Here is a 21,895-nt window from a genome sequence, read left to right on the forward strand (position 1 = left end):
GAGAGGCGCACTCCGTCAGTTACTGGCGGAGCCGTCTACTCGATTACCTGCTGGCTGTGTTTTTAGGTTTGTATATTGCTATTTTAGCCTGTTATCGTATCAACTTCTTTTTTCAGGTAGTTTAAATTGATTTTGTATTCTTCTTGATTAAGTTCGTCAAATTGTAATTGTTCTATGAATTCAAAAATATCCTGAAGTTTTCGGCTTATTTGATAATACCGTAAAACAGTATCGTTTATTTGATAATCGGGATTGAGTTCACAATATTTTTTCATGAACGAATTGAAATAAGGTTGTTGATAAATGCTAAAAATATCAGCTTCGGGTGGTGCAAATTTTATTCCTTCCCAATCTAAAAGATATAAGTGCTGTTTATTTGTAATAATATTCCAATGATGAATGTCTGTATGGCATAAACAGAATTTCAAATGCTGTTCTTTTAATACTTTAGACAAGTTGTTCCATTCGTTGATTTGACTTTTGATAGTTGAAATATTAGGTTTCAATACCTCTTTGATGTCAACTTTTAAGTGGTCAAAGTTTTTCTCTATCCATTCACTTAATGTGGAAATGAACGGAAGATGGAATGTTTCAGAAATCTGCTTGATGTCAAAAGGAAAATCTTCTAAATTATGTAATTGAGCAACAGTTTCGGCTAATTGTATTACTTGTTCTTCTGTTAAATTTTGTTCTCCAACCGTTTCTCCATCAATGTAATCAAACAAAATGCACACATAATTTTCATCCTCACACTTAAAATTTTCAGATTGCGTTTTAATCAATCGAATTATTTTTCCTTTAAGTGAAGTTTGGTCATCAAGCCAGTCCGCAATTGGAAGATAAATATCTATGTGTTTCGTTAAATAAGATGTTGATTTTCTACTTTTCTCATAAACTTTCAAAAAGTAAAAATGTCCGTTTTTGTCTTCTATTTTGTAAGCCAAAGACGCCCAACCACCTTGCTGTTTAGAAATTATGTTTGTTTTGACAAGATATTTTTCTTGCAATATTTTTATCAATGTTTCAATCATCTTTTATTTTGTGCAGTTTTTGTTTTCGGCTTGCCGGTAACGTCAGCCGTATTTGCGAAGGGCGTAGCCTTTTGCAAATACGGCAGTTGTACGAAGTTACGTGGTAGGAAGCACAGGCCAAAGGAAATAATCCGAAACATTGCATAAATCCGTGGATTTCTGACGTGTCGAGGATTGGTTTTCGGAAGCCCGAGCCTGAATCCTAAGAAAGTTAGCGTAAAAACTTGACTTTATCAGTTTTATCCACTAACTTCGCATCAAGCTTTTTAAGCGATTAGCTTGGAAAAACCGTTTTCCGCAAATCCCATTTGCAAAGCTTGGACAAATCCTGCCGTCCCGGCGGATTTCCTCAGGATAGGCTTTATCCACCCGCCGAAAATTCCTTGCACAGGCCAACGTAATTTCGTAGCAACATTGTTATTTCACGAAATAAAACACGGTGTAGTTTCGTAAAATAACACCTATATGCGCATTTCGTAAAATCTGTTGCTAATATAATTACTTTTTTTGTAAATTAGATACTTAGTAAGTTATTTTTTGTGGATAGCGAAACAAAATAGGTTAAATTAGATTTATTTAAGTATGGATAGCGAAACAATATTAAAAACCTTACACGACCGATTGCAAGTGCAACGCTACGCCAATAATACCATAAAATCGTATTGTGGTTATGCACAAATATTCTTAGAGTATATGAATAAATATCGTACGCTCAACGAAATACCTATTGCTGAAATAGAGGGTTTTATTAATGAAAAAGTATTTCAAGACAATATTAGTGCATCTTATCAACGCTCTTTAGTTGGGGCAATTAAGAAGATTTATGAGTTGGTCAATAATCAATCGATAGAGTTAAATTATTTATATCCTAAACGAAAATCAACCCAACTGCCTACTTTCTTTTCTCAAGAAGAAGTGAGAAAAATATTAAATGCTACAGAAAATTTAAAGCATAAAGCAATTCTTACCACTATTTACAGTTGTGGATTACGCTTAAGTGAGTTAATAAATCTTAAACTAACCGATGTAAAATCCGACAGTAATTTACTATTAATACAACAAAGCAAAGGGAATAAAGATAGGCTAGTAGCTTTACCTGATAAGTTATTAAGTTTGTTGCGAGAATATTATATTGAATATAAACCCAAAATATTTTTATTTGAAGGAACTAATGATGAGCAATACAGCGAAAGAAGTGTTCAGTTAGTTTTGAAAAAGTCAATGAAAAAAGCCAATATTGTAACAAAAGGCAGTGTGCATACTTTGCGTCATTCATACGCCACACATTTAATAAAAAGCGGAATTGACATTCGGGTTGTACAAGAATTATTAGGGCATAGTGATATTAGAACAACCATGATTTACACTCATATTACAGATGTAGATAAGAAATCGACACCAAGTCCATTAGATTTTTTGTAACCTAAATTAAAAAACCCAACTTTACATTTTTGGGTGTAAAATTGGGTGTTTATGCTTTAACTGATTAAGTATCAGTGTTTATTGCGGAGAAAGAGGGATTCGAACTATCCTCATAACCTCCTCATTTAATATTTTTTACAAGCTTCGATTTTGCGCGGTCTCGTTATGGTCTCGCTGCACTGAAAATTTACGCTTCCCTATTCCTAAACGTATAGCAAATATACGAAATGAACGGGTATAAAAAATGTTTAGCTGAAAGTTGTTTATAGTGTTTTCAGGCTTTTCCAGCAGTTCAAATCCACGACCGCCTGTGAGGTATAGATTACTTCCATAAGTCTCCCACGGCTATTTTAACTCCCTTGTCATTTTTGACATCTTTCCGGCCCTTGAGAATTTTATCGACGAACTCCGGATCATAGGGGCTTTCTGAATCGTTAGTTTCAAAATCCATTTTTAAAGCCTTAGCAAAAGCCTTTGTAGGCTCCAACTGCTTTTTGTTCTTAAGACGAATAAGTACGGTATCCATAATGCAAAATATTACGGTAAACGTTTGTTATTACATACAAAAGTGTGTTTTCTGATTGAAATAACGAACACATTAGCCGTGTTTCCCTTACAGGCTTCTTATTAGAGGCCTTGGTGCCGTTCAACAGCTTCTACAATATCTTCTTTGATAAACTCCCAATACTTACCTCGTAAACATACCGGATCAAATTCATCGTCCGCAAGCTCGAAATCCGTAAAGTTCTTTATGATAAGTCCTTTATCGTGCGTGTATGGATAACGTTGTTGATGTAAGGCTAACATGGTTTGGATATCATACTTGGGCAACAACTCATGCAAATCCCAGAAGTCTTTTTTACGTCCAATCCGTTGGACGATATCTACCTTCATGGCAATAATCTCTTCGATTGTGGCCAATCGAATATCGTCCGTTATCAAAGCAGGTTGAATGAATGAGTCGGTGTAAAACACATCCAATTTGATTGCGTTCTCCCTGTCCGTACCGATACTATAAGACTTTCCCATTGCCGGATTAAGGCCGGAAGAATGGCTGTGAAAAGGAAATGTATTGGCTATAAATTCATCAATCTTCTCAAAATCAATACTGCCATATGGTGCATCGGTAAACAAGTCAATATCCACAGATACACGATGCCCGATCTGCAGACTCAACGCCGTACCGCCTACTAATCGGAACGGCTCGAATACAGGCGAACTCATCAACGTAATCAATGAATCTTTTAAAGGGTCAGTTACCGTATTGTAATAAGGCATGATTGACAGGCTGATTAATTCGTTTTATGGATGGTGTATGGACGTCTGGTCTTAGACGCTTCTAACGCTTGCTTTATTCTTTCAGCACCATAAAAACGAGTAATCTCCTTTTTCTCATTTTCATTTCCACGTTCAAATACACGTTGGATAACTGCGCGGTATTGTCGTTGCCAATCTATCCGGTTGATATCGGTGTCCCAGAAAAGCGATTTACTGAGAATGGATAAATCCGGCGTCGGTTGGCTTTCCTGTTCTTTAACCTTTTGGATATCGTAATAGGCCTGTAAGATGACCAAGGTACCTTCCTCCAAACCAAGTTCGCGTTCGATCTTCAATGCCAGCGGTGTACTGATGCCTCGTTTTCCTTTTGTGATTGCATTAAAGGTTTGGGGATGTTCAGCTAAGGACAAAGCAAAAGGGCGTTGCTTGATAGCGCGTTTCTTCAACTCCCTACCAAGGACGATTCCAGGGTGAATACCTTTATATTTTTCATATTGTTTAATCACAATACAAATATAAACATTTTTGTTTATAATCTTAAGATATATTTGCATATAAATTCGGCGTTTGTAATACCTGTATACGCCTTCAGTAGGTTAGGCCAACTGGTCGGCTTTCACTTTTATTAAACTGAAGAGTTTATCCCTTTACAGCAAATCTTGAACGATTTTCTTCGTTCTGCCTATTCCATACTGCTGTGCGTATGCGTGAAGTGCCTGGGAATCGAAAGCGGCGAAACTCCCTTTTAGATTTTCCAAAATTACCTGCTCATCTTCGGCCAGGTATTTTAGATTATTCAGTAAGTCAATGACCAAGTACTCTCGTGATAATTTTTTCGGGAATTTGGACTTACGACGAAACTCATAAACCCTGTTGCCAAATTGCACATCTCCATGCTTTTTGTGATTGTATATCCGCGTACGGTTGTACAACTGCGTTGTCCCCAATCCCAAACCGTTATAATAATTTGGTGAGACCAACAAAAAATCGTCTCCTTTCAGATAGGCGTTGATCACTTCTTTTTCATCCGGAGGGACTGGGCCAAAAGCAGATGATTTGGGAACGTAATAGAGGCCTCGCGCCAGCTTTTTCAACACACCAGCTTCTACAAGCCGAGACAAATGACGATCGATGGATGCGGACCATTGTGTAAGATCCGAGCGGCGGTAGACCTTACCTTTCCGCAATTTATTACGAAATTTATCTGCAGTAAGCATTTGACAAGTGTAGGAAATAAAACTTAAACGCTATTTAGTAATCCGCCTATTCAATCTTAACACACCACCTTTCTTCCTTAAGACACCAGCTCGCTTACCTTAAGACACCACCTTAACACATCACCTTTGGAGGCACGTCGGACTGGATCCCCACGTGTAAATGTCAAGTTTTCTGCACAGAAAACTTGACATTTTTTATTTGCAGACCGCAGACAACGAACGACTTACGGTTTGTTTTTAGGTTCTATTGCTTGGGTACTAAATCATCCCGCTCACCGCCTCCTTTTCCAGGCCTAAATACGCACAAAGCTCTTCAAGCGTGACGACCTGGTGTGGTTGTTTTTTGTTGACTTTTTTGATGGCATGATGGATCCGCAGACTTTGCCGGTAACTCTTGCCCGTGATCCGGGCGATGTCCTTGGGATAAATACAGATTCTACTCATCTCCTATACTTCATGTATGCTTTATCTACCCTTCTTATATAAGGATGAGGTAGTCGAGCTATTCATTTAACGTATGCCCAACTTGCGCACAAGTTGGTATAAAGCTGAGGTGGAATCTTCGGATATCTTGCTGCAAGATACGGAATATTCACAGGAAGTATTTGACCATTATGGTCTATTAACGCCGTATGGTACGCGCGTACTTGCCGCCGGGAGATATTATCACAACTTTTAACCAGTAATCACTGATCAGCTGCAGCAAAGGTGAGGTTAAAATTTGCGTGATATGGCAAGACAATCAGGTATTATTAAACTGAAAGGTACTATCGGGGACATTACCTTTTACAAGAGCAAGGACGGCTATTTAGCCAGGCAGAAGGGTGGCGTTGAAAAGGATCGTTTCTTGAATGACCCGAATTTTCAGCGGACCCGGGGGAATGTGACGGAGTTTGGACGCGCGGGTAAGGCGAGCAAGGCACTGTGTACGGCGATCCGCCCGGTGTTGAATAAAACCCAGGACTCGAGAATGATTTCCCGCTTAGTGCGGGCAATGATGCGGGTCATCAAGGCGGATCAGGTAAGTAACCGCGGTCTGCGGAACGTGTTGGATGGTGAATTGATCCTGCTTCAGGGATTCGATTTCAACGGAAACGCACCCCTTAGCGCAACGGTGTATGCAAAGGGCATGTGTATGAGGGAAAGCGGGCTCCCGAAGGATGAGGGACGGACGGTTGATTGAGCGAATACGCTTGCCGTGGGTTCCCGAAAGTGAGTGAATGAGATTAGCGAGTGTCGCAGCGATCGAATGAACCGGCTGGAGGGAGGGGCCAAGTTATTAACCACGACAGATACGGTATCGCATTCTTTTTCAATCAATGATAAAAATACTTATCTTTGTTATTAACAGAAGTGAATGCTATGGACGCTAAACAACAGGAATTATTAAACCGTATTACGATCAAGTCGGGTTTGATGGGAGGGAGGCCTACGGTTCGAAGCTTACGGTTTCCGGTCAGTGATATCCTTGAATTACTGGCAAGCGGCCTTACCGAAGCTGAAATATTAGAACAACATCCTATACTGGAACAGTTGGATATCCAAGCCGCATTACTTTATGCTTCCATGAAGGTGAAAAACACCGCCGTTATCTATGCCGCTTGATGTGGAAATTTGGTTGGACACCAATATCTCACCCATTATTGCAAAATGGATGGGCGATTACCTGAATGTAACGGTTAAGTCTTCATATACGCTCGACTTTAACCACTTGGACGATCTTACTATCTACCAACGGGCAAAAAAGCCATGGCAATGTAGTATTNTATTGCAAAATGGATGGGCGATTACCTGAATGTAACGGTTAAGTCTTCATATACGCTCGACTTTAACCACTTGGACGATCTTACTATCTACCAACGGGCAAAAAAGCCATGGCAATGTAGTATTGATTTCCAAGGATGCAGACTTCCCCGAGTTAGTCATCCGTTTAGGAGCACCACCAAAATTGATTAACCTAAAAATTGGAAATTGTAGCAACCAGTTGCTTTGGGATCGCATTAAACCAAAAATTGAGCAAGCATTGCAATTGCTGTCGAGCGAGGAGATTGACATTGTGGAATTACAGTGAGCTATATTTGACCGGAAATTCAGCTGGCGATGCGTTGGCTGGCATAGACTGAAGTCGTTGTTGTCTACCAAATAATGAAGAGGCTATAAAATAATATCTCTGCATTATAAGGATTTTTTCGATGAGCAAGCATCCTCTCTAAACTAGGTCAATCAAATCAAATTAGGCATTCAAACACTTTAGCTTTCCACTTCTCCAAGGTCGTATGATAAAAGGTAAAGCTGATGTTTCAAGGGGCCATACGAGAGTGCCAGTTGACGGTTCACTGTTTTTTCTTGTAATGCAACTGGGTTAACCCTGTGTCAAATGTTTCCACCTGCACGAATTCGAGCTGTTTTTCCGGTCGCCCATCTTTAAATAGCCTTGTGCCTTCGCCCAACAATAGCGGTATGACCGAAATGATAAATTCGTCGATGAGGTCGTGCTTCAATAATTCATTGATTACTTCCGCTCCACCATCACAATAAATGTTTTTTCCATCTTCAGACTTCAATCTTTTGACCAAATCAGGCAGACTTCCAGTGAAAAAGGTTGTCCTCCCTAGCTTTGGCCTTTGATTTCTTGTGATAACATATACATCCCTCTGCCCGTTGTCATAATGGGAAGCGCCGACATTCTTGAGCACGTAATCGTAAGTCTTCCTACCAATAATCAACGTATCGATGCTGTCCGTAAATTTGGCGTAGCCATAATCTTCGCCTTCCCTTTGTACAAGGTTTAAGAAGCTGAGGTCGTCGTTGGGCTTTGCGATATAACCGTCTAAGCTCATTGCAATGAAAAGTGATACTTTACGCATTTGTCTTAAATTTTAATACGCTACAAAATTAGTCTTAGACCAATACGGGTGCTTTGGAAAAATACGACAAAATTAAATCTGTGAGGGAACTAACCCTGTGTTCCTCTTAATCTCATTGGTTAGGTGCGAATGGTCATAATAGCCACACTCAAATGCAATATCCAATAAGCTCCGATTTTTATCTGAATTTCGAATGATGCGCAATGCATTTTGAAAACGAATAATATTCGAATATTCTTTGGGTGATATCCCGATGTTCTTTTTAAAAATCCGCTCTAATTGTCTTACAGTTGTGCAATGTCGTTTCGATAGGTCGTAGACGCTAATTTGCCCGTTTGCTGAATGTATATCATTAATGACCGCCTGTAACTGGTTGGTTTTGCTGTTTATTCTGTCCGAAAAAAATTAAAATAGCATCCTAATTCAATGCTTCATAAGTTTTACCAAATCACATTAACGGGATATTCGGTGAAGTATTGATCTTTTGAGATGACTTGCAATTTGTTGGTAATAGCTTGAGCGATGATTAGGCGGTCAAATGGGTCTTTGTGGAAAAAAGAGAGTGCTGTAACCTGTAAAACGTCTTCAAACCCAATAGGCAAAAGCTGAAAGCCGTTTTTCGTGATTTCGTCAGCAATCTTGGAAAATGGTTGTTTGATGTCTAATTTGCCCAAGCTGATTTTTACCGCAATTTCCCATAGACTGGCTATACTGACGTAATTTGAGTCTGGATGTTTTTCAATGGCTTCCAATCCCTTCGAGGATAACGCTTCGTCTCCGTTGATGAACCAGATAAATGCATGGGTATCCAATAAATTACCTGCCATTACATGTAATCTTTGAAATCTTCCAGCGGCTCATCAAAATCATCGTGCATCACAAACAAACCTTTAGCACTGCCAAATTTGGGAACAGGTCTATCGACCTTCTTCTTTCCCTTCTTAGCCTTTTGTTCAAGGAACTCAATAAAATCTGCTACCTCGGCCTTCATGGCATCAGGCAAATGGTTCAATTTTTTATATAATAACAAGCTATCCATCGTATGATTGTGCTATGAATACAAATATAAGCTTTTTTAGCTTGCTGAAAAAGATTCTGTTAAGCATAACCACCGTCCTCGCGGAAGGCACAAACTAATTTTTCTGAACGTGTTGTGTTCATTGGCCATCAAGAACTGACATCCCTGGTGGTTTAATACCGCAATGAAATCGTTAGCTTTACAACTGCAAATTTCCGCTAAGGCTGATAACCAAGTGCCGGCAATTGGTAAGAATATAATGACTCCAGGTTAGCTGTATTTATTTATCGCCGATAGAGCGGATTACCCGGGCGGGGGTTCCTCCTACAAGGGAATTTTGAGGCACGTCCTTTGTAACCACCGAACCGGCGGCAATGACTGAATTTTCGCCTATGGTTACACCACCTATAATCGTGGCTCCGGCCGCAATCCAGACATTCCGTTCGATAACGATGGGGTTTCCAATCGTAATGGAACGACGCTGAGAGGGATTAACAGGATGGCCGGTTGTCAGGATACTCACATTGGGTCCGATCATTACATCATCCTTGATGGTGAGGCCACCCAAGTCATACAACGTGCAATTCTGGTTGATGAATACATTCCGACCGACACTGATTTCTTTCCCACTGGCTGTATAAAAGGGAGGCAGCAGTAAAAAGCCGGTATCGACCTAAATGGTTAGCGTTAAAATATAACCGTTTGCTGATTGCTTCCCAAATTGATAGGTGACCATTGGCAAGGTAGGTACCCATTCCTTTCAAAATTTCCTCTTCCGACTCCCTTAAAATTTATAATGGTTTCGATGTCTAAGATGATGAAGATAATTCGCAACCATCAGCACATTTGTTGCAAGATTTTCTTTGTCCTTATTGTGCCATATCGCTGCACATTGACTTGTAAGGCCTTCGTTTCAAAAGTATGGATGTTCTTTTGGAAGTTTATCGGTATCTGATAATTTTTTCGGGAATTTAGGCGTATCTCGCATTAAGTGGTTTTCCCATAGGGATTGGCTGCGCCGCGCGGCCCCGCACTCGAAGACCGCAGCCATCCCTTAGGGGGGAGGCTTCACCAAAATGAAGCCATTCGCTACGCTCATTTATTTTTTCATTTAATCCGTTTGCCCAAGCAAGCTTGGCAAACTCCTTAAACAGAAAAACCCGACTTTCGTCGGGCTTCATTTTGAGTGGCGGAGAGTGAGGGATTCGAACCCCCGGACCTGTGACAGTCAACGGTTTTCAAGACCGCCGCATTCGACCACTCTGCCAACTCTCCGGCGCAAAAGTACGAACTCTAATACATTTTGCAAATTCAATTATGCTTTTTTTGGTAATGCTTACATTATGAGGTGAATAAGATGCAACACCTTAAGTGCCTAATGGCGATAGCTCGGACTGTTGTTTGCGATGTCACTGTGATTTCCTATTTTCGAACCATCAAAAGTCAAAGGGTTTGCGCAGCATCTATATAAAAGAAATCTCTACCTTTTTCAGTTCATTAACCGGCTACCTCGCCATAGGTCTATTCCTGTTGGCAGCAGGTCTGTTGCTCTGGGTGTTCCCGGATACCAGCATTCTGGCTTATGGCTACGCATCGCTCGAAGGTTTCTTCCAACTGTGTCCCTATCTCTTCATGTTTTTTATACCCGCTATCACTATGCGGAGTATCGCCGGCGAACGAAACGAGGGTACATGGCAGTTGCTGCTTACGCGCCCGATACGCATGCACCATATCCTATTGGGCAAATTTTTGGGTAGCCTTACCATTGTGCTACTGGCGCTGATCCCGACCACAATCTACTATATCACCCTGTATCAACTCGCTGCGCCTGTAGGCAATGTGGATACCGGGGCGGTTATCGGCTCCTATATTGGCCTGTTTTTGTTAGGAGCGGCTTTTTGTGCGGTGGGTGTTTTCGCTTCGGCGCTCAGCCGGAATGTCATCGTGGCGTTCCTCGTCGGCTTTTTCGGATGCTTCATTCTTTTCTATGCGTTCGAATCGGTGAGTAGATTAGCCATCTTTTCCACCGTGGCCTACCACATCGCCTCGCTGGGTATCCAATCGCATTTCGATGCCATCAGCCGTGGCGTATTGGATAGTCGCGACTTGGTCTATTTTTTAAGTGTGATATTCCTGTTTTTAGCGGCTGCCCAGGTGTGGCTGTTGCACAACCGGTGGTCGAAAAAGAATGTAGTGGGGTACGCCGCTCGGGCTATCGTCGGCGTCATTGTGGTCAATTTTGTGGCTTCCTTGTTTTTCGGTAGGGTAGACTTCACCGCCGACAAGCGGTTTACCCTTTCGCCAATTTCTGTAGAGACGGTAAAGTCACTCGAAAGCCCACTCCACGTCACCCTTTTGCTGGATGGCAACCTGCCTGCCGGATTTGAACGATTGAAGCGTGCCACCATTGATATGTTGCGCGACCTGAAAGCCTACTCGTCGGGCAAGTTGAGTTTTACCGTGGTAGACCCCTTGGATGGCAACGCCCAGCAACAGCAGGAAAATACCGAAGCACTCGCCGGATACGGCATCATGCCGACCAACGTGAATGTGCGTAGCGACGCCGGTTTCTCACAACAATTGGTATACCCCGCCGCATTGGTGACATACGGTGATACCGATATCCCCGTCAACCTGTTGCAGAATCGGATGAACCAATCGCACGAAGCGGCGTTGAACAACTCCATCCAAAACATTGAATATGGGCTGGTGTCGGCATTCCGTAAAGCTACCCGGGGCGGGCGGCCACTCATTGGCTTTACCGAAGGGCACGGTGAGCCGGACAACGTTTTGCTCTATGACGCAATACAAAGCTTGATGAGCAGCTATGAGGTGGGTTTTGTCAACCTAGACAGCATTACGCTGGAAGGGCTCAGCAAGCTGGAAGCTCTTATTGTAGCCAAACCGACGGCGCCGTTCACCGAAGCTGAAAAATACAAAATCAATCATTATGTGATGGGAGGGGGGAGCGTGGTTTGGGCCATTGACCAGCTAGATGCGGATCTGGACAGCCTGCGGTCTGACGGCCAGCAGACCGCCCTGGCGCGGCGCCTTCACTTGGATGACCTGCTTTTTACCTATGGCGTGCGGTTCAATTACGACTTGGTTGCCGACCTGAACTGCGCCAAGATACCGCTCACCGTGGGCGGTACCGCCACCCAAGCAGCCATTGAGTTGGCACCGTGGCCATTTTATCCTATCCTAGCCACCAACAATGACCAGCCAATCGTGAAAAACCTCGATGGCATACGTGGCGAATTTGTAGGCACGCTCGATACCATTGCCGTGCCGGGCATAGAAAAGACTATCCTGCTCAGTTCTTCACCTTTTTCGCGCGTATTGCAGGTGCCCGCGGGCTTGTCCCTGCAAATGGCTACCGAACAGCCCGATCCCGCCGAATTCAGAAATCGGCCGTATCCTGTGGCGGCGTTGCTAGAGGGTGAATTTCCGTCGGCATTCGCCGATCGCCCCCTGCCCGTCGGGATTGCCCCGGAGGCTACTGCGCCCCGCCGTGGAAAGCCTGCGAAAATGGTGATGATTGCCGATGGCGATATATTCAGCGGACAAGTGAACCCTACCGATGGGTCGCCCTATCCGCTGGGGTGGGACCGCTATACCGAACAGCAATACGGCAACAAAGCATTCTTGCTGAATACGATCGACTACCTCACCGACGGCGAAGACATCATCGGGCTGCGGGGGAAAGAGCTGAAATTGCGTTTGTTGGATAGGGCTAAGGTGCAGGAAGGCCGTGTTTTCTGGCAGTCGATTAATATCTTAGCTCCATGCGTATTGCTGTTGCTCGCCGCAATAGGCCAGCATCTGCTGCGCAAACGGAAGTATTTATAGTTTACGTATTCTAACAATTTTAACTAAATTTGCACCGGAAAATGGATGCGCCAATAGCTCAGCTGGATAGAGCAACGGTTTTCTAAACCGTCGGTCTCAGGTTCGAATCCTGATTGGCGTACAATAGAGCCTCTTGATGTCTAATTGAGGGGCTTTTTTGTTAACGGTTCTTGCGGTACCCGCTTGCAACCGATAATAAAGCTGTATGGAATCTAAGAAACAAACAATAGGGGTTATCGGAAGTGGGAGCTGGGCAACAGCGATGGTGAAAATGCTGGGTGATAGCGAGCCCGATAAAGCAATACATTGGTGGGTGCGCAACAGGCAAACTGCCGATTATATCCGCAACTACAAGCATAATCCCAACTACCTGAGTGCGGTAACGGTAAAAATCCCTAAACGACATATCCATACGGATGTGCAATCGGTCGTTGGACATGCCGACATACTGATTCTGAATACGCCGGCTGCATTCCTGAAAGAGGCGCTGCGGGGCATTACCCCCCAGATGCTCGAAGGTAAGATCGTGGTCTCGGCGATCAAAGGGATTGTACCGGACGAAAACCAAATTGTGGGTGACTATCTCCAAGAACGGTTCCGCATACCGATTGACCGGATAGCCGTGGTGGGTGGTCCCTGCCACGCCGAGGAGGTTTCGCTCGAAAAGCTTTCGTACCTCACCGTGGCATCGCAAAATTCTGATACCGCAACGCTGGTAGCGTCGCTCATCAGTACCCGATACATTAAAACCACCGTTTCTGACGACATCTATGGCACCGAATATGCCGCGGTATTGAAAAATATTTATGCCGTAGCCGTGGGGCTGTGCCGTGGTGTGGGGTTTGGAGATAACTTCCAGGCGGTACTGGTGTCTAACGCGATCCGAGAGATGGCGCATTTCGTCAACACTGTTCACCCTATAGCACGCGATATCAAAGAATCGGTTTATTTAGGTGATTTGTTGGTAACAGCCTACTCACAATTCAGCCGGAATCGTACCTTTGGCAACATGGTGGGAAAAGGCTATTCCGTTAGGTCTGCCCAGTTGGAAATGAATATGGTTGCAGAGGGATATTATGCCTCGAACTGCATTGAGCAGATCTGCCGTAAATACGCGATTGAACTGCCTATCTGTAATGCCGTATACCGGGTGTTATATGAACAGCAGCCGCCGGCTACCGAAATGAAGGTATTAGCCGATAAATTGACTTGATTATACCATGAAGGACTCACTACCCAATCGCCGAGTTTTGATACAGGGTCTCATAGTTACATTTCTGTGGGTTGGTGTTTCGTCATGCAATACGGCGAATACGCCGGATGGTGACACTAAACCGCTCTCATACGAGCGTGCTGCCGTGGTCACCGCACATCCCGAGGCATCGGCTGTGGGATTGCAGATACTTAAAGATGGCGGCAATGCCGCGGATGCCGCAGTGGCGGTGCAGTTTGCGCTCGCAGTTGTATACCCCAACGCTGGCAACATCGGCGGTGGGGGTTTTATGGTATACCGTAGTGCGGGGGGCGAATTTGCGGCGCTGGATTTCCGCGAAGCGGCACCGGGAGCGGCAACTGTGGATATGTACCTGGATGAGCAGGGTGAGCCGATAGTGAATCTGAGCCTACGCGGCCAGCTCGCATCGGGCGTACCGGGATCCGTAGACGGGATGGTGAAAGCGCATGCGCGCTACGGGAAGCTGGACTGGGCCACGTTGTTGGAGCCGGCTATCCGGTTGGCCCAAGATGGGTTTGCCATTACGCAGATGCAGGCCGATGAGCTTAATAATAGGAGGGAAGAATTCCAGAAATATAACCCCGAAGGGACCGCTTTCGTAAAAGCCGACCCCTGGGCGGCGGGCGACACGTTGGTGCAATCCGAGCTGGCGCATACACTGACATTGATCAGCCAGCAGGGACGGGCAGGATTCTACGAGGGCGAGATTGCCGACCGTATTGTCGAGGAGATGAACAATGGTAATGGCATCATCAGTCATGACGACCTGAAAAATTACGAGGCCAAGTGGCGTGATCCCGTGGCTTCCACCTACCGCGATTACCGCGTGGTATCTATGCCGCCCCCGTCGAGCGGTGGCATCGCCCTGATATCCATGCTCAAGTCGGTGGAAGCCTATCCTTTGTCGAAGTGGGGTTTCCAGCGCGACTCCACCATGCGCGTGATGATTGAGGCCGAACGCCGGGTTTATGCCGATCGTGCTACCCACTTGGGAGACCCCGACTACTACGATGTGCCGCTGGAGATGCTTATCGATTCGAGCTACAATGCCGGGCGGATGCAGAGTATGAGTTTTCGCCATGCCTCATTAAGCAACGATATTTATGCAGGTGAAGCGCCTTTGGTGGAAAGCGAAGAGACCACCCATTTTTCTATTGTAGACGAAGCGGGCAACGCGGTAGCCGTTACCACCACCATCAATGGATCTTACGGCTCGCAGGTGGTCGTTGCGGGTGCAGGCTTCTTGATGAACAATGAAATGGACGATTTCTCCGTGAAACCCGGGGCTCCGAATATGTTCGGGCTAACTGGCGGTGAAGCCAATGCCATCGAGCCGGGCAAACGGATGCTCAGTTCGATGACGCCCACTATCCTCGAGAAGGATGGTAGATTGTTTATGGTGTTGGGTACACCTGGAGGCTCCACGATTATGACATCGGTATTCCAAACGATCCTCAATGTGGTCGACTTCGGCATGGATATACAGGAAGCTGTGTCGGCACCGAGGTTTCACCATCAATGGCTGCCGGATGAAGTGGCCGTGGAAAGGGACGCAATCAGTAAACCGGTGCGCAGTGCATTGACAACGACAGGCTACAAACTGATTAGCCGCCGTGCCATAGGCAGGGTAGATGCGATATTGATATTGCCCGATGGCACGTTGCAGGGTGGGGCAGACCCGCGGGGTGATGATGTGGCGATGGGCTATTAGCATATAAAACAGGTATGGATAAACAACAGATAGCTGAGCGGTATAAAACAATACAGGATAGCATTTGCAGTGCATTGGAGGTGCTAGACGGTGGCGCAACCTTTGCGGAGGAGCTGTGGCAGCGCGAAGGTGGCGGCGGCGGCCGCACCCGAATCATCCAGCAGGGCAATGTGATCGAACGGGGCGGGGTGAATTTCTCGGCGGTGCATGGCGTGCTGCCCGAACCGGTCAAAAAAGCTTTTACCGTGCGGGATGAGGAGTTCTTCGCCACGGGCGTATCCATTGTTATCCATCCGCATAACCCGTTCGTACCGATCATACACATGAATATCCGGTACTTTGAGCTGAACGAAAACATTCGCTGGTTCGGTGGTGGTATCGACCTCACTCCGCATTATGTGCAGCTCGGAGATGCTTCGTTCTTCCATCAGGCATTGAAAGCGGTGTGCGACCGGTATAGCCCGGTTTTCTACCCCGATTTCAAAGCTCATGCCGATCGCTATTTCTTCATCAAACACCGCCAGGAAACCAGGGGGATTGGCGGGGTTTTTTATGATCGGCTCACGCCCGAGAAAACCGGCGTGGCTTGGTCTGATATCTTTGAATTTTCATGTGCATTGGGTAACGAATTTGTGCCCATATACGCTGAACTGGTAAATAGGAACCGGGATAAGGCGTTCACCGAGCAACACAAGCAGTGGCAATACCTGCGGCGTGGCCGGTACGTGGAGTTCAACCTCGTATACGATGCGGGGACGAAATTCGGGCTTGAAACGAATGGGCGCATTGAGTCGATCTTGATGAGCCTGCCCCCACAGGCACAGTGGGTGTACGACTTTAAGCCCAGCCCGGGGAGTGACGAAGCCTTTACACTTTCCATGCTTAGGCAGGGCGTGGATTGGTTGACATACTGACAATGTATTATATCATATAAAAGATGGTCTCTTTCGATCGATTTACGCTGACCAACGGCTTGCGCGTATTGGTACATCAGGATAACGCTACCCCTATGGCTGTAGTGAACGTGCTGTATGACGTGGGTGCCAGGGACGAAAACCCCGACCGCACTGGTTTCGCGCACCTGTTTGAACACCTCATGTTCGGTGGCTCGGTAAATATCCCCAATTTTGATGGTCCCTCGCAGGTCGCCGGGGCGCAAAACAATGCGTTTACCAGCAACGACATCACCAATTACTACATCACGCTTCCGGCGGCTAATATCGAGACTGCATTTTGGCTGGAGAGCGACCGGATGCTGGGGCTGGCTTTCAATGAAAAGAGTCTTGAAGTGCAGCGCAATGTGGTATGTGAAGAATTCAAACAGCGCTACCTCAACCAGCCTTACGGCGATGTGTGGCTGCGGCTGCGCCCATTGGCCTACCAGGTGCACCCATACCGCTGGGCAACCATCGGCAAGGAGCTCGCCCACATCGAGCATGCTAAAATGGAGGATGTGAAGGATTTCTTCGCCACCTATTACACACCTGCAAATGCCTATCTGGTTGTGGCCGGGAATGTTGAAACCGCCACAGTGAAAGCGCTCGCAGAAAAATGGTTTGGTCCGATACCCGCAGGGCAGAAGCCTCGCCGCCAGCTGCCCGTAGAGCCGGCACAGCTGGCTCCCCGTAGGGAAGTGGTGCACGCCGACATCCCCCAGAATGCTATTTATATGGCGTTCCACGGTGCCGCCCGCCGCGATAGCGGTTATTATACCGTCGACCTGATCACCGACCTGCTTTCGCAAGGGCAATCGTCGCGGTTATACCGCAGGTTGGTCAAAGAAAACCAGCTGTTTAGCGAGATCAGTGCTTACCAAACCGGAAGCATGGATCCCGGTCTCGTGGTAGTGGAGGGCAAGCCACTGCCGGATGTGACGATGGAGGCTGCTGAAGAAGCAATTTGGCGGGAGTTAGCGGAACTACGTTCCCATCCGATTGAACCCTATGAACTGGAGAAAGTGAAAAACAAGATTGAGTCGACCATGGTGTTCGCCGAGATGGGAATCTTGGAAAAAGCGATGAATCTCGCGTATTTCGAGCTGTTGGGAGATGCGGATGGTTTTAACCACGAAACGCAACGCTACCTCGCGGTAACGGAAGCAGATATCCAACGACAAGCACAACAACTATTCAGGAAAGAAAATTCGTCCACCTTGATTTATTTAGCTAATGACCATGCTTGATAGAACGAAAGCACCCGCACATTTCGCAACCACAAGGTTCGATCTGATCCGGCCTAGGCAAGTTACATTCGCAAACGGGCTTCCGGTTTTTGTTTTTGATGCGGGCGACCAAGACCTCGTGCGGATTGAATGGATCGTTGGCAACATTTTCGCAGCAGAAGATCATGCTCTGCTGAATACCGCCGTGTGCGAAATGCTGCTCGAAGGCACATCAGTCCATAGCAGCGCGGCGTTGGCCGAGCTGATTGATTTCCATGGTGCTTTCTTAGTGCCGTCGTTTAGCTACGACCAGTCGTCCTTAACGTTGTTCTCGCTCAATAAACACCTTAATCAGTTGTTGCCGTTGGTGCGCGAAATCCTCACGGATTCGGTTTTTCCCGAGAGGGAGCTGGCTACTTACATCCGAAACAGTACCCAGAAATTGCAGGTGTCGCTCAAGAAAAACGGATTCGAAGCACGTAGGCAGTTCAACCGCGCGGTATTCGGAACCTCCCGTTATGGCTATGCGCCCGAAGTGGCAGATTATGAGCGCATCAACCGCAACGATCTATTGCAACTGTTCGGTAAGCAGTACCGGCCGGAAAATGGTACGCTGGTGGTAGCTGGGAAGGTGACGGATGAGGTGATTGATATGCTGGAACGGCTGTTTGGCAACGAATGGCAGCCTGCGGGCACCGCCGCATCCGTAGACGGCCCACCCACAATAACACCTGCACAAGCAGGCGAACTCATTGTTGTGGAGCGACCCGATGCACTGCAGTCGGCCATCCGTTTGGGGAGGCAGTCGATCCAGCGGTCCCATCCCGACTTCCCCGGTTTGCAGGTGGTCAACACATTGCTGGGGGGCTATTTCGGTTCGCGGTTGATGGCCAATATCCGCGAAGACAAAGGCTACACGTATGGCGTGAGCTCCGGCTTGGCCTCACTCAAGCACAGTGCGTTTTTCACCATCGCTTCGGAGGTCGGAGTGCAAGTCACGGCGGCGACGTTAGTCGAAATCGAAAAGGAGATGCGCCGGTTGCGCGAAGAGCCGGTGCCAGAGACCGAATTGGCAACCGTACGCAATTACATGATGGGAACCATGCTCGGCAGTTTGGAAAACATATTTTCCCATGCGGATAAATTCAAGAACGTTTATTTTTCGGGACTCGATTTAGACTATTACGATTATTATATCGATGTGGTCAATTCAATCACACAAGCTGAGGTGCAGCGATTGGCCAATACCTATCTAGATTACGATAAGATGGTTAAAGTGGTTGTGGGGAAACTTAGTTAATTGTCAATGGTCAATGGTCAAATGTTAATTGTCAATGGTCAAATGTTAATGGTTAATTGAATTGACCGCTAACAATTAAAAAACGGCTGACAGAATTAACAACTGACCATTAACCATTAATAATTCCTCTTAAGCACCTCAAACAAGGCCTTTCCCTTTAGCAGGCATTCGTTGTATTCCTTTTCGGGGTCGGCATTGTCGGTAATCGCACCACCGGTATGGAACGATAGATAGCCATTCTCGGCATTGTACAGCAGGGTGCGGATGACTACGCTGAAGTCGTAGTTGCCTTGCGGACTGAAGTAGCCCAAGCCCCCCGAATACACCCCACGGCGGCTGTTCTCATAGTGGTCGATGAGCTTCATCGCACTGATTTTGGGTGCTCCGGTCATCGAGCCGGGGGGAAATGTGTTTTGGAGGGTTTCTACCGTGTCCACACCTTCCCGTATTTGGCAGGTAACGGTAGAAATGAGTTGATGGACCTGCCTGAAGCTGTGTATCTGCAATAGCTGTGATGCTTTTACCGTTCCCGGCGAGGCACTTCGCGTAAGGTCGTTGCGCACCAGGTCCACGATCATGATATTTTCGCTGATTTCCTTAGGGTTGGTGGCGAGCGCAACTTTTATCCGCTCGTCTTCTGTCGCGTCTTTGCCCCTAGGAGCGGTGCCTTTTATCGGCTGTGATAGCAGCGTATTACCGTTTTTAGATAAAAAACGTTCCGGCGAGGCGGATAGGATATACTTGCTGCCGAATTTGAAGAAGCAAGAAAAGGGGGTAGGTGATACCTCGTTGAGTCGCCGGTAGGCCGCGAGTGGGTTGAGGGCGGCCTTTTCGGCGTAAAACTCCTGGCACAGGTTTACTTCGTAGGCATCGCCTTGGCGGATATGGTCCTGAAGGCTGGCAAATGCCGCAAAATACGTCGTTTTGTTCATCCGGTATTTCAGCCTACCTCGGAAGCCCGGCGATTCGTCCTCCTGTACGTTAGTTGCCTCGATCTGTGCTACAGCGCGTTCCGGTTCTGGCCCCTTGATTTCCACATTGTACTGGCCGATGAGCAACGTGTATCTCGGCACGAAAAAGTATGCATCCGGAAATCCGGTGCGGTTGGGGTGCTGTGATTGGAGGTCTTCGAGCTCATTCTTCAGGTCATATCCCAGGTATCCGGGTATCCACGTATTCGGATAAGCATCCACGAATCGCTGTAGGGCTGAAAAGATGTTGTCGCCTCCGGGATTGAAAATTGCCGTTGCTCCCACGGCGATAAACACGCTGATGTTACCGTAGTTGTCACGGTAGCCGTTGGAATCGAGGTAGCAAACGTGGTCAAACTGCGCTGCCCATTGCAATGCCTTTTGGGTGAATGCCTCACTATCGTCCAAGTGGTATGCTAAAGATACCATGGCAGCCTTAGCTCAATACCAGTGTCTGTTTACGGTCGGGCCCTACTGACAGATATCTGATGGGTACACCGAGGTGGCGCTCCAGATATGCGATATATTGTTGAAGTGTTGGAGGCACTTGGTTAAGACTGGTAATGTGGCACAGGTCTTCATTCCACCCGGGTAGCGTTTCATATACGGGTTCGGGCGGAACGCTGATGATATCGTAGGGCATGTAGTCGATTTTCTCGCCGTTCTGGATATAGTGTGTACATACCTCGATGGTTTCAAACCCACTTAACACGTCAGCTTTGGTCATCACCAGCTCGGTGACACCATTGAGCATAATCGCATATTTAAGTGCGGGCAGATCGATCCACCCCGTCCGGCGCGCACGCCCGGTAGTCGCTCCGAATTCGTGGCCCAACTGGCGGAGTTTTTCACCGGTTTCGTTTTCAAGCTCCGTAGGGAAGGGGCCGCCGCCCACCCGTGTGCAGTATGCTTTGAATATACCGATCACCTTGCCGATTTTGGAAGGCGAAATGCCGAGTCCTGTACAGGCACCTGCCGTGGTGGTGTTTGACGAAGTGACGAACGGGTAGGAGCCGAAATCGATATCCAATAGGGTGCCTTGTGCCCCCTCTGCAAGGACACTTTTCCCATCGCGTAGGTATTGGTTCACCAAGTGCTCGCTATCCACGTGGGGGATGGTTTTGAGGAACTCTACGGCTTCGAGGAATGCCTGTTCGCGTTCACTGAAATCGGGGATCTCCCCGTAATGGGAGAGGATGGATTTGTGCTTTTCAACCAGACGCTGATAGCGCTCCTTGAAATCGGGCAGCGTTGTGTCGCCAACGCGCAACCCGTTTCGCCCGGTCTTGTCCATGTAAGTAGGGCCGATCCCTTTGAGGGTAGACCCGATTTTTCCGGCCCCCATTTTACTTTCCGAGGCGGCATCCAGCAATTGGTGGGTTGGCAGGATGAGGTGGGCCTTCCGGGCGATTACCAGCTTGCCTGATGCTACGGTGTCAAACCCGTTTTTCTTCAGGGTATCGAGCTCTCTTTTGAGGATAATCGGGTCGATGACCACCCCGTTGCCAATCAAGTTGAGGGTTCCCGCGTTGAAAATACCCGAGGGGATGGTGTTCAGGACATATTTTTGGTTGTCGAATTCCAATGTATGGCCCGCGTTCGGGCCGCCTTGGAAACGGGCTATCATGTCATAGTTCGGACAGAGTACGTCCACAATCTTGCCCTTCCCTTCGTCGCCCCATTGCAGGCCCAGAAGCACATCAACTTGCATAGTTTATCAGCGTTGAAAAATTAAAAATAGTAGTATACCAAACTTGAGGCAAATCTAACATTATTTTGAAACTCTCACCCCCTTAAATCAAAAAGGCGCACATATCGCTTTTCGAATTGCCCAAC

At 46.6% G+C, this 21,895-nt stretch carries 23 protein-coding genes and 2 tRNA genes; 11 read left to right on the forward strand and 14 right to left on the reverse strand.

The annotated features are described in order from the left end of the window. Positions 1-83 precede the first annotated feature (83 nt). Entirely contained in the window at positions 84-1,031 is a 948-nt protein-coding gene (locus tag NGM62_RS11810) for an aminoglycoside phosphotransferase family protein (RefSeq protein WP_182628773.1), read from the reverse strand. A gap of 582 nt (positions 1,032-1,613) precedes the next feature. On the opposite strand from NGM62_RS11810, the gene NGM62_RS11815 reads away from it, so the two are divergent. After that, positions 1,614-2,453: a tyrosine-type recombinase/integrase gene (locus NGM62_RS11815; protein WP_006260881.1), complete on the forward strand. Its 840-nt coding sequence runs from the start codon at positions 1,614-1,616 to the stop codon at positions 2,451-2,453. A gap of 322 nt (positions 2,454-2,775) precedes the next feature. On the opposite strand, the gene NGM62_RS11820 is transcribed toward NGM62_RS11815, so the two are convergent. From NGM62_RS11820 to NGM62_RS11840, 5 genes are all read right to left on the reverse strand, one after another. Next, positions 2,776-2,979 carry a DUF2683 family protein gene (locus tag NGM62_RS11820; protein WP_262248199.1) on the reverse strand — a complete coding sequence of 68 codons (204 nt, stop codon included), beginning with the start codon at positions 2,977-2,979 and terminating at the stop codon, positions 2,776-2,778. Between the two features lie 101 nt (positions 2,980-3,080). Next, entirely contained in the window at positions 3,081-3,677 is a 597-nt protein-coding gene (locus tag NGM62_RS11825; protein WP_262248201.1) for a nucleotidyl transferase AbiEii/AbiGii toxin family protein, read from the reverse strand. Positions 3,678-3,745: 68 nt separating this feature from the next. Further along, positions 3,746-4,285 (reverse strand): helix-turn-helix transcriptional regulator, encoded by a 540-nt coding sequence (locus NGM62_RS11830; protein ID WP_262248203.1) that lies wholly within the window; start codon positions 4,283-4,285, stop codon positions 3,746-3,748. Between the two features lie 93 nt (positions 4,286-4,378). Then, on the reverse strand, positions 4,379-4,948 hold the full coding sequence (locus NGM62_RS11835; protein ID WP_262248205.1) for a type IV toxin-antitoxin system AbiEi family antitoxin domain-containing protein: 570 nt from the start codon (positions 4,946-4,948) through the stop codon (positions 4,379-4,381). 258 nt (positions 4,949-5,206) lie between these two features. Then, entirely contained in the window at positions 5,207-5,392 is a 186-nt protein-coding gene (locus NGM62_RS11840; protein ID WP_262248206.1) for a hypothetical protein, read from the reverse strand. Between the two features lie 286 nt (positions 5,393-5,678). On the opposite strand from NGM62_RS11840, the gene NGM62_RS11845 reads away from it, so the two are divergent. From NGM62_RS11845 to NGM62_RS22215, 3 genes are all read left to right on the forward strand, one after another. Continuing rightward, entirely contained in the window at positions 5,679-6,131 is a 453-nt protein-coding gene (locus NGM62_RS11845) for a hypothetical protein (protein WP_262248208.1), read from the forward strand. 179 nt (positions 6,132-6,310) lie between these two features. Then, entirely contained in the window at positions 6,311-6,553 is a 243-nt protein-coding gene (locus tag NGM62_RS11850; protein WP_262248209.1) for a DUF433 domain-containing protein, read from the forward strand. A gap of 283 nt (positions 6,554-6,836) precedes the next feature. After that, positions 6,837-7,019: a DUF5615 family PIN-like protein gene (locus tag NGM62_RS22215; protein ID WP_390937184.1), complete on the forward strand. Its 183-nt coding sequence runs from the start codon at positions 6,837-6,839 to the stop codon at positions 7,017-7,019. 262 nt (positions 7,020-7,281) lie between these two features. On the opposite strand, the gene NGM62_RS11855 is transcribed toward NGM62_RS22215, so the two are convergent. The 6 genes from NGM62_RS11855 to NGM62_RS11875 all read right to left on the reverse strand — a co-directional run bounded on the left by NGM62_RS11855 (position 7,282) and on the right by NGM62_RS11875 (position 10,108). Beyond that, complete coding sequence (locus tag NGM62_RS11855) at positions 7,282-7,815, reverse strand: dihydrofolate reductase family protein (protein WP_262248211.1); 534 nt, start codon at positions 7,813-7,815, stop codon at positions 7,282-7,284. Between the two features lie 72 nt (positions 7,816-7,887). Next, positions 7,888-8,205: a helix-turn-helix domain-containing protein gene (locus tag NGM62_RS22220; RefSeq protein WP_390937226.1), complete on the reverse strand. Its 318-nt coding sequence runs from the start codon at positions 8,203-8,205 to the stop codon at positions 7,888-7,890. A 50-nt stretch (positions 8,206-8,255) separates the two neighbouring features. Then, complete coding sequence (locus NGM62_RS11860; RefSeq protein ID WP_262248213.1) at positions 8,256-8,642, reverse strand: type II toxin-antitoxin system VapC family toxin; 387 nt, start codon at positions 8,640-8,642, stop codon at positions 8,256-8,258. Then, positions 8,642-8,854: a type II toxin-antitoxin system VapB family antitoxin gene (vapB, locus tag NGM62_RS11865; protein ID WP_262248215.1), complete on the reverse strand. Its 213-nt coding sequence runs from the start codon at positions 8,852-8,854 to the stop codon at positions 8,642-8,644. Before vapB ends, NGM62_RS11860 begins: the two co-directional genes overlap by 1 nt. Before the next feature lie 259 nt (positions 8,855-9,113). After that, positions 9,114-9,410: a DapH/DapD/GlmU-related protein gene (locus tag NGM62_RS11870; protein WP_262248217.1), complete on the reverse strand. Its 297-nt coding sequence runs from the start codon at positions 9,408-9,410 to the stop codon at positions 9,114-9,116. A gap of 610 nt (positions 9,411-10,020) precedes the next feature. Beyond that, a tRNA-Ser gene (locus NGM62_RS11875) sits at positions 10,021-10,108 on the reverse strand. A gap of 177 nt (positions 10,109-10,285) precedes the next feature. Between NGM62_RS11875 and gldG the strand changes: the two genes are divergently transcribed. From gldG to NGM62_RS11910, 7 genes are all read left to right on the forward strand, one after another. Then, entirely contained in the window at positions 10,286-12,682 is a 2,397-nt protein-coding gene (gldG, locus tag NGM62_RS11880; RefSeq protein ID WP_262248219.1) for a gliding motility-associated ABC transporter substrate-binding protein GldG, read from the forward strand. A 47-nt stretch (positions 12,683-12,729) separates the two neighbouring features. After that, positions 12,730-12,803: transfer RNA gene (locus tag NGM62_RS11885), tRNA-Arg, on the forward strand. 84 nt (positions 12,804-12,887) lie between these two features. Continuing rightward, a complete protein-coding gene (locus tag NGM62_RS11890) occupies positions 12,888-13,895 on the forward strand; it encodes an NAD(P)H-dependent glycerol-3-phosphate dehydrogenase (protein WP_262248221.1) in 1,008 nt (335 codons plus the stop codon). A 7-nt stretch (positions 13,896-13,902) separates the two neighbouring features. After that, positions 13,903-15,627, forward strand: a complete 1,725-nt coding sequence (gene ggt / locus NGM62_RS11895; protein WP_262248223.1) for a gamma-glutamyltransferase — start codon at positions 13,903-13,905, stop codon at positions 15,625-15,627. Between the two features lie 14 nt (positions 15,628-15,641). Beyond that, positions 15,642-16,541 carry an oxygen-dependent coproporphyrinogen oxidase gene (gene hemF, locus NGM62_RS11900; RefSeq protein ID WP_262248225.1) on the forward strand — a complete coding sequence of 300 codons (900 nt, stop codon included), beginning with the start codon at positions 15,642-15,644 and terminating at the stop codon, positions 16,539-16,541. 23 nt (positions 16,542-16,564) lie between these two features. Beyond that, the gene (locus NGM62_RS11905) at positions 16,565-17,809 is read left to right on the forward strand and encodes a M16 family metallopeptidase (protein ID WP_262248227.1); all 1,245 of its coding nucleotides are present in this window, start codon (positions 16,565-16,567) and stop codon (positions 17,807-17,809) included. Beyond that, on the forward strand, positions 17,802-19,088 hold the full coding sequence (locus NGM62_RS11910) for a M16 family metallopeptidase (RefSeq protein WP_262248228.1): 1,287 nt from the start codon (positions 17,802-17,804) through the stop codon (positions 19,086-19,088). The genes NGM62_RS11905 and NGM62_RS11910 overlap by 8 nt, the downstream gene beginning before the upstream one ends. A gap of 116 nt (positions 19,089-19,204) precedes the next feature. Here the strand turns inward: NGM62_RS11910 and NGM62_RS11915 are convergent, their stop codons facing one another. Together NGM62_RS11915 and NGM62_RS11920 are read right to left on the reverse strand one after the other, a co-directional pair. Beyond that, positions 19,205-20,488 (reverse strand): anthranilate synthase component I family protein, encoded by a 1,284-nt coding sequence (locus NGM62_RS11915; protein WP_262248229.1) that lies wholly within the window; start codon positions 20,486-20,488, stop codon positions 19,205-19,207. Between the two features lie 7 nt (positions 20,489-20,495). Beyond that, entirely contained in the window at positions 20,496-21,770 is a 1,275-nt protein-coding gene (locus tag NGM62_RS11920) for an adenylosuccinate synthase (RefSeq protein ID WP_262248230.1), read from the reverse strand. Positions 21,771-21,895 lie beyond the last annotated feature (125 nt).

The sequence above is a fragment of the Parapedobacter soli genome, from assembly GCF_025460835.1.
Lineage (GTDB): Bacteria > Bacteroidota > Bacteroidia > Sphingobacteriales > Sphingobacteriaceae > Parapedobacter > Parapedobacter soli.

Bases quoted from the DNA above. Each gene is read 5' to 3' on its own strand.
- NGM62_RS11820 (WP_262248199.1), bottom strand. From the start codon at position 2,979: ATGGATACCGTACTTATTCGTCTTAAGAACAAAAAGCAGTTGGAGCCT.
- NGM62_RS11815 (WP_006260881.1), top strand. From the start codon at position 1,614: ATGGATAGCGAAACAATATTAAAAACCTTACACGACCGATTGCAAGTG.
- NGM62_RS11915 (WP_262248229.1), bottom strand. From the start codon at position 20,488: ATGGTATCTTTAGCATACCACTTGGACGATAGTGAGGCATTCACCCAA.
- NGM62_RS11845 (WP_262248208.1), top strand. From the start codon at position 5,679: ATGGCAAGACAATCAGGTATTATTAAACTGAAAGGTACTATCGGGGAC.
- NGM62_RS11830 (WP_262248203.1), bottom strand. From the start codon at position 4,285: ATGCAAATATATCTTAAGATTATAAACAAAAATGTTTATATTTGTATT.
- NGM62_RS11910 (WP_262248228.1), top strand. From the start codon at position 17,802: ATGCTTGATAGAACGAAAGCACCCGCACATTTCGCAACCACAAGGTTC.
- vapB (WP_262248215.1), bottom strand. From the start codon at position 8,854: ATGGATAGCTTGTTATTATATAAAAAATTGAACCATTTGCCTGATGCC.
- NGM62_RS11835 (WP_262248205.1), bottom strand. From the start codon at position 4,948: ATGCTTACTGCAGATAAATTTCGTAATAAATTGCGGAAAGGTAAGGTC.
- NGM62_RS11890 (WP_262248221.1), top strand. From the start codon at position 12,888: ATGGAATCTAAGAAACAAACAATAGGGGTTATCGGAAGTGGGAGCTGG.
- NGM62_RS11855 (WP_262248211.1), bottom strand. From the start codon at position 7,815: ATGCGTAAAGTATCACTTTTCATTGCAATGAGCTTAGACGGTTATATC.
- ggt (WP_262248223.1), top strand. From the start codon at position 13,903: ATGAAGGACTCACTACCCAATCGCCGAGTTTTGATACAGGGTCTCATA.
- NGM62_RS11810 (WP_182628773.1), bottom strand. From the start codon at position 1,031: ATGATTGAAACATTGATAAAAATATTGCAAGAAAAATATCTTGTCAAA.
- NGM62_RS11860 (WP_262248213.1), bottom strand. From the start codon at position 8,642: ATGGCAGGTAATTTATTGGATACCCATGCATTTATCTGGTTCATCAAC.
- NGM62_RS11825 (WP_262248201.1), bottom strand. From the start codon at position 3,677: ATGAGTTCGCCTGTATTCGAGCCGTTCCGATTAGTAGGCGGTACGGCG.
- NGM62_RS11850 (WP_262248209.1), top strand. From the start codon at position 6,311: ATGGACGCTAAACAACAGGAATTATTAAACCGTATTACGATCAAGTCG.
- hemF (WP_262248225.1), top strand. From the start codon at position 15,642: ATGGATAAACAACAGATAGCTGAGCGGTATAAAACAATACAGGATAGC.
- NGM62_RS11840 (WP_262248206.1), bottom strand. From the start codon at position 5,392: ATGAGTAGAATCTGTATTTATCCCAAGGACATCGCCCGGATCACGGGC.
- NGM62_RS11905 (WP_262248227.1), top strand. From the start codon at position 16,565: ATGGTCTCTTTCGATCGATTTACGCTGACCAACGGCTTGCGCGTATTG.
- NGM62_RS11920 (WP_262248230.1), bottom strand. From the start codon at position 21,770: ATGCAAGTTGATGTGCTTCTGGGCCTGCAATGGGGCGACGAAGGGAAG.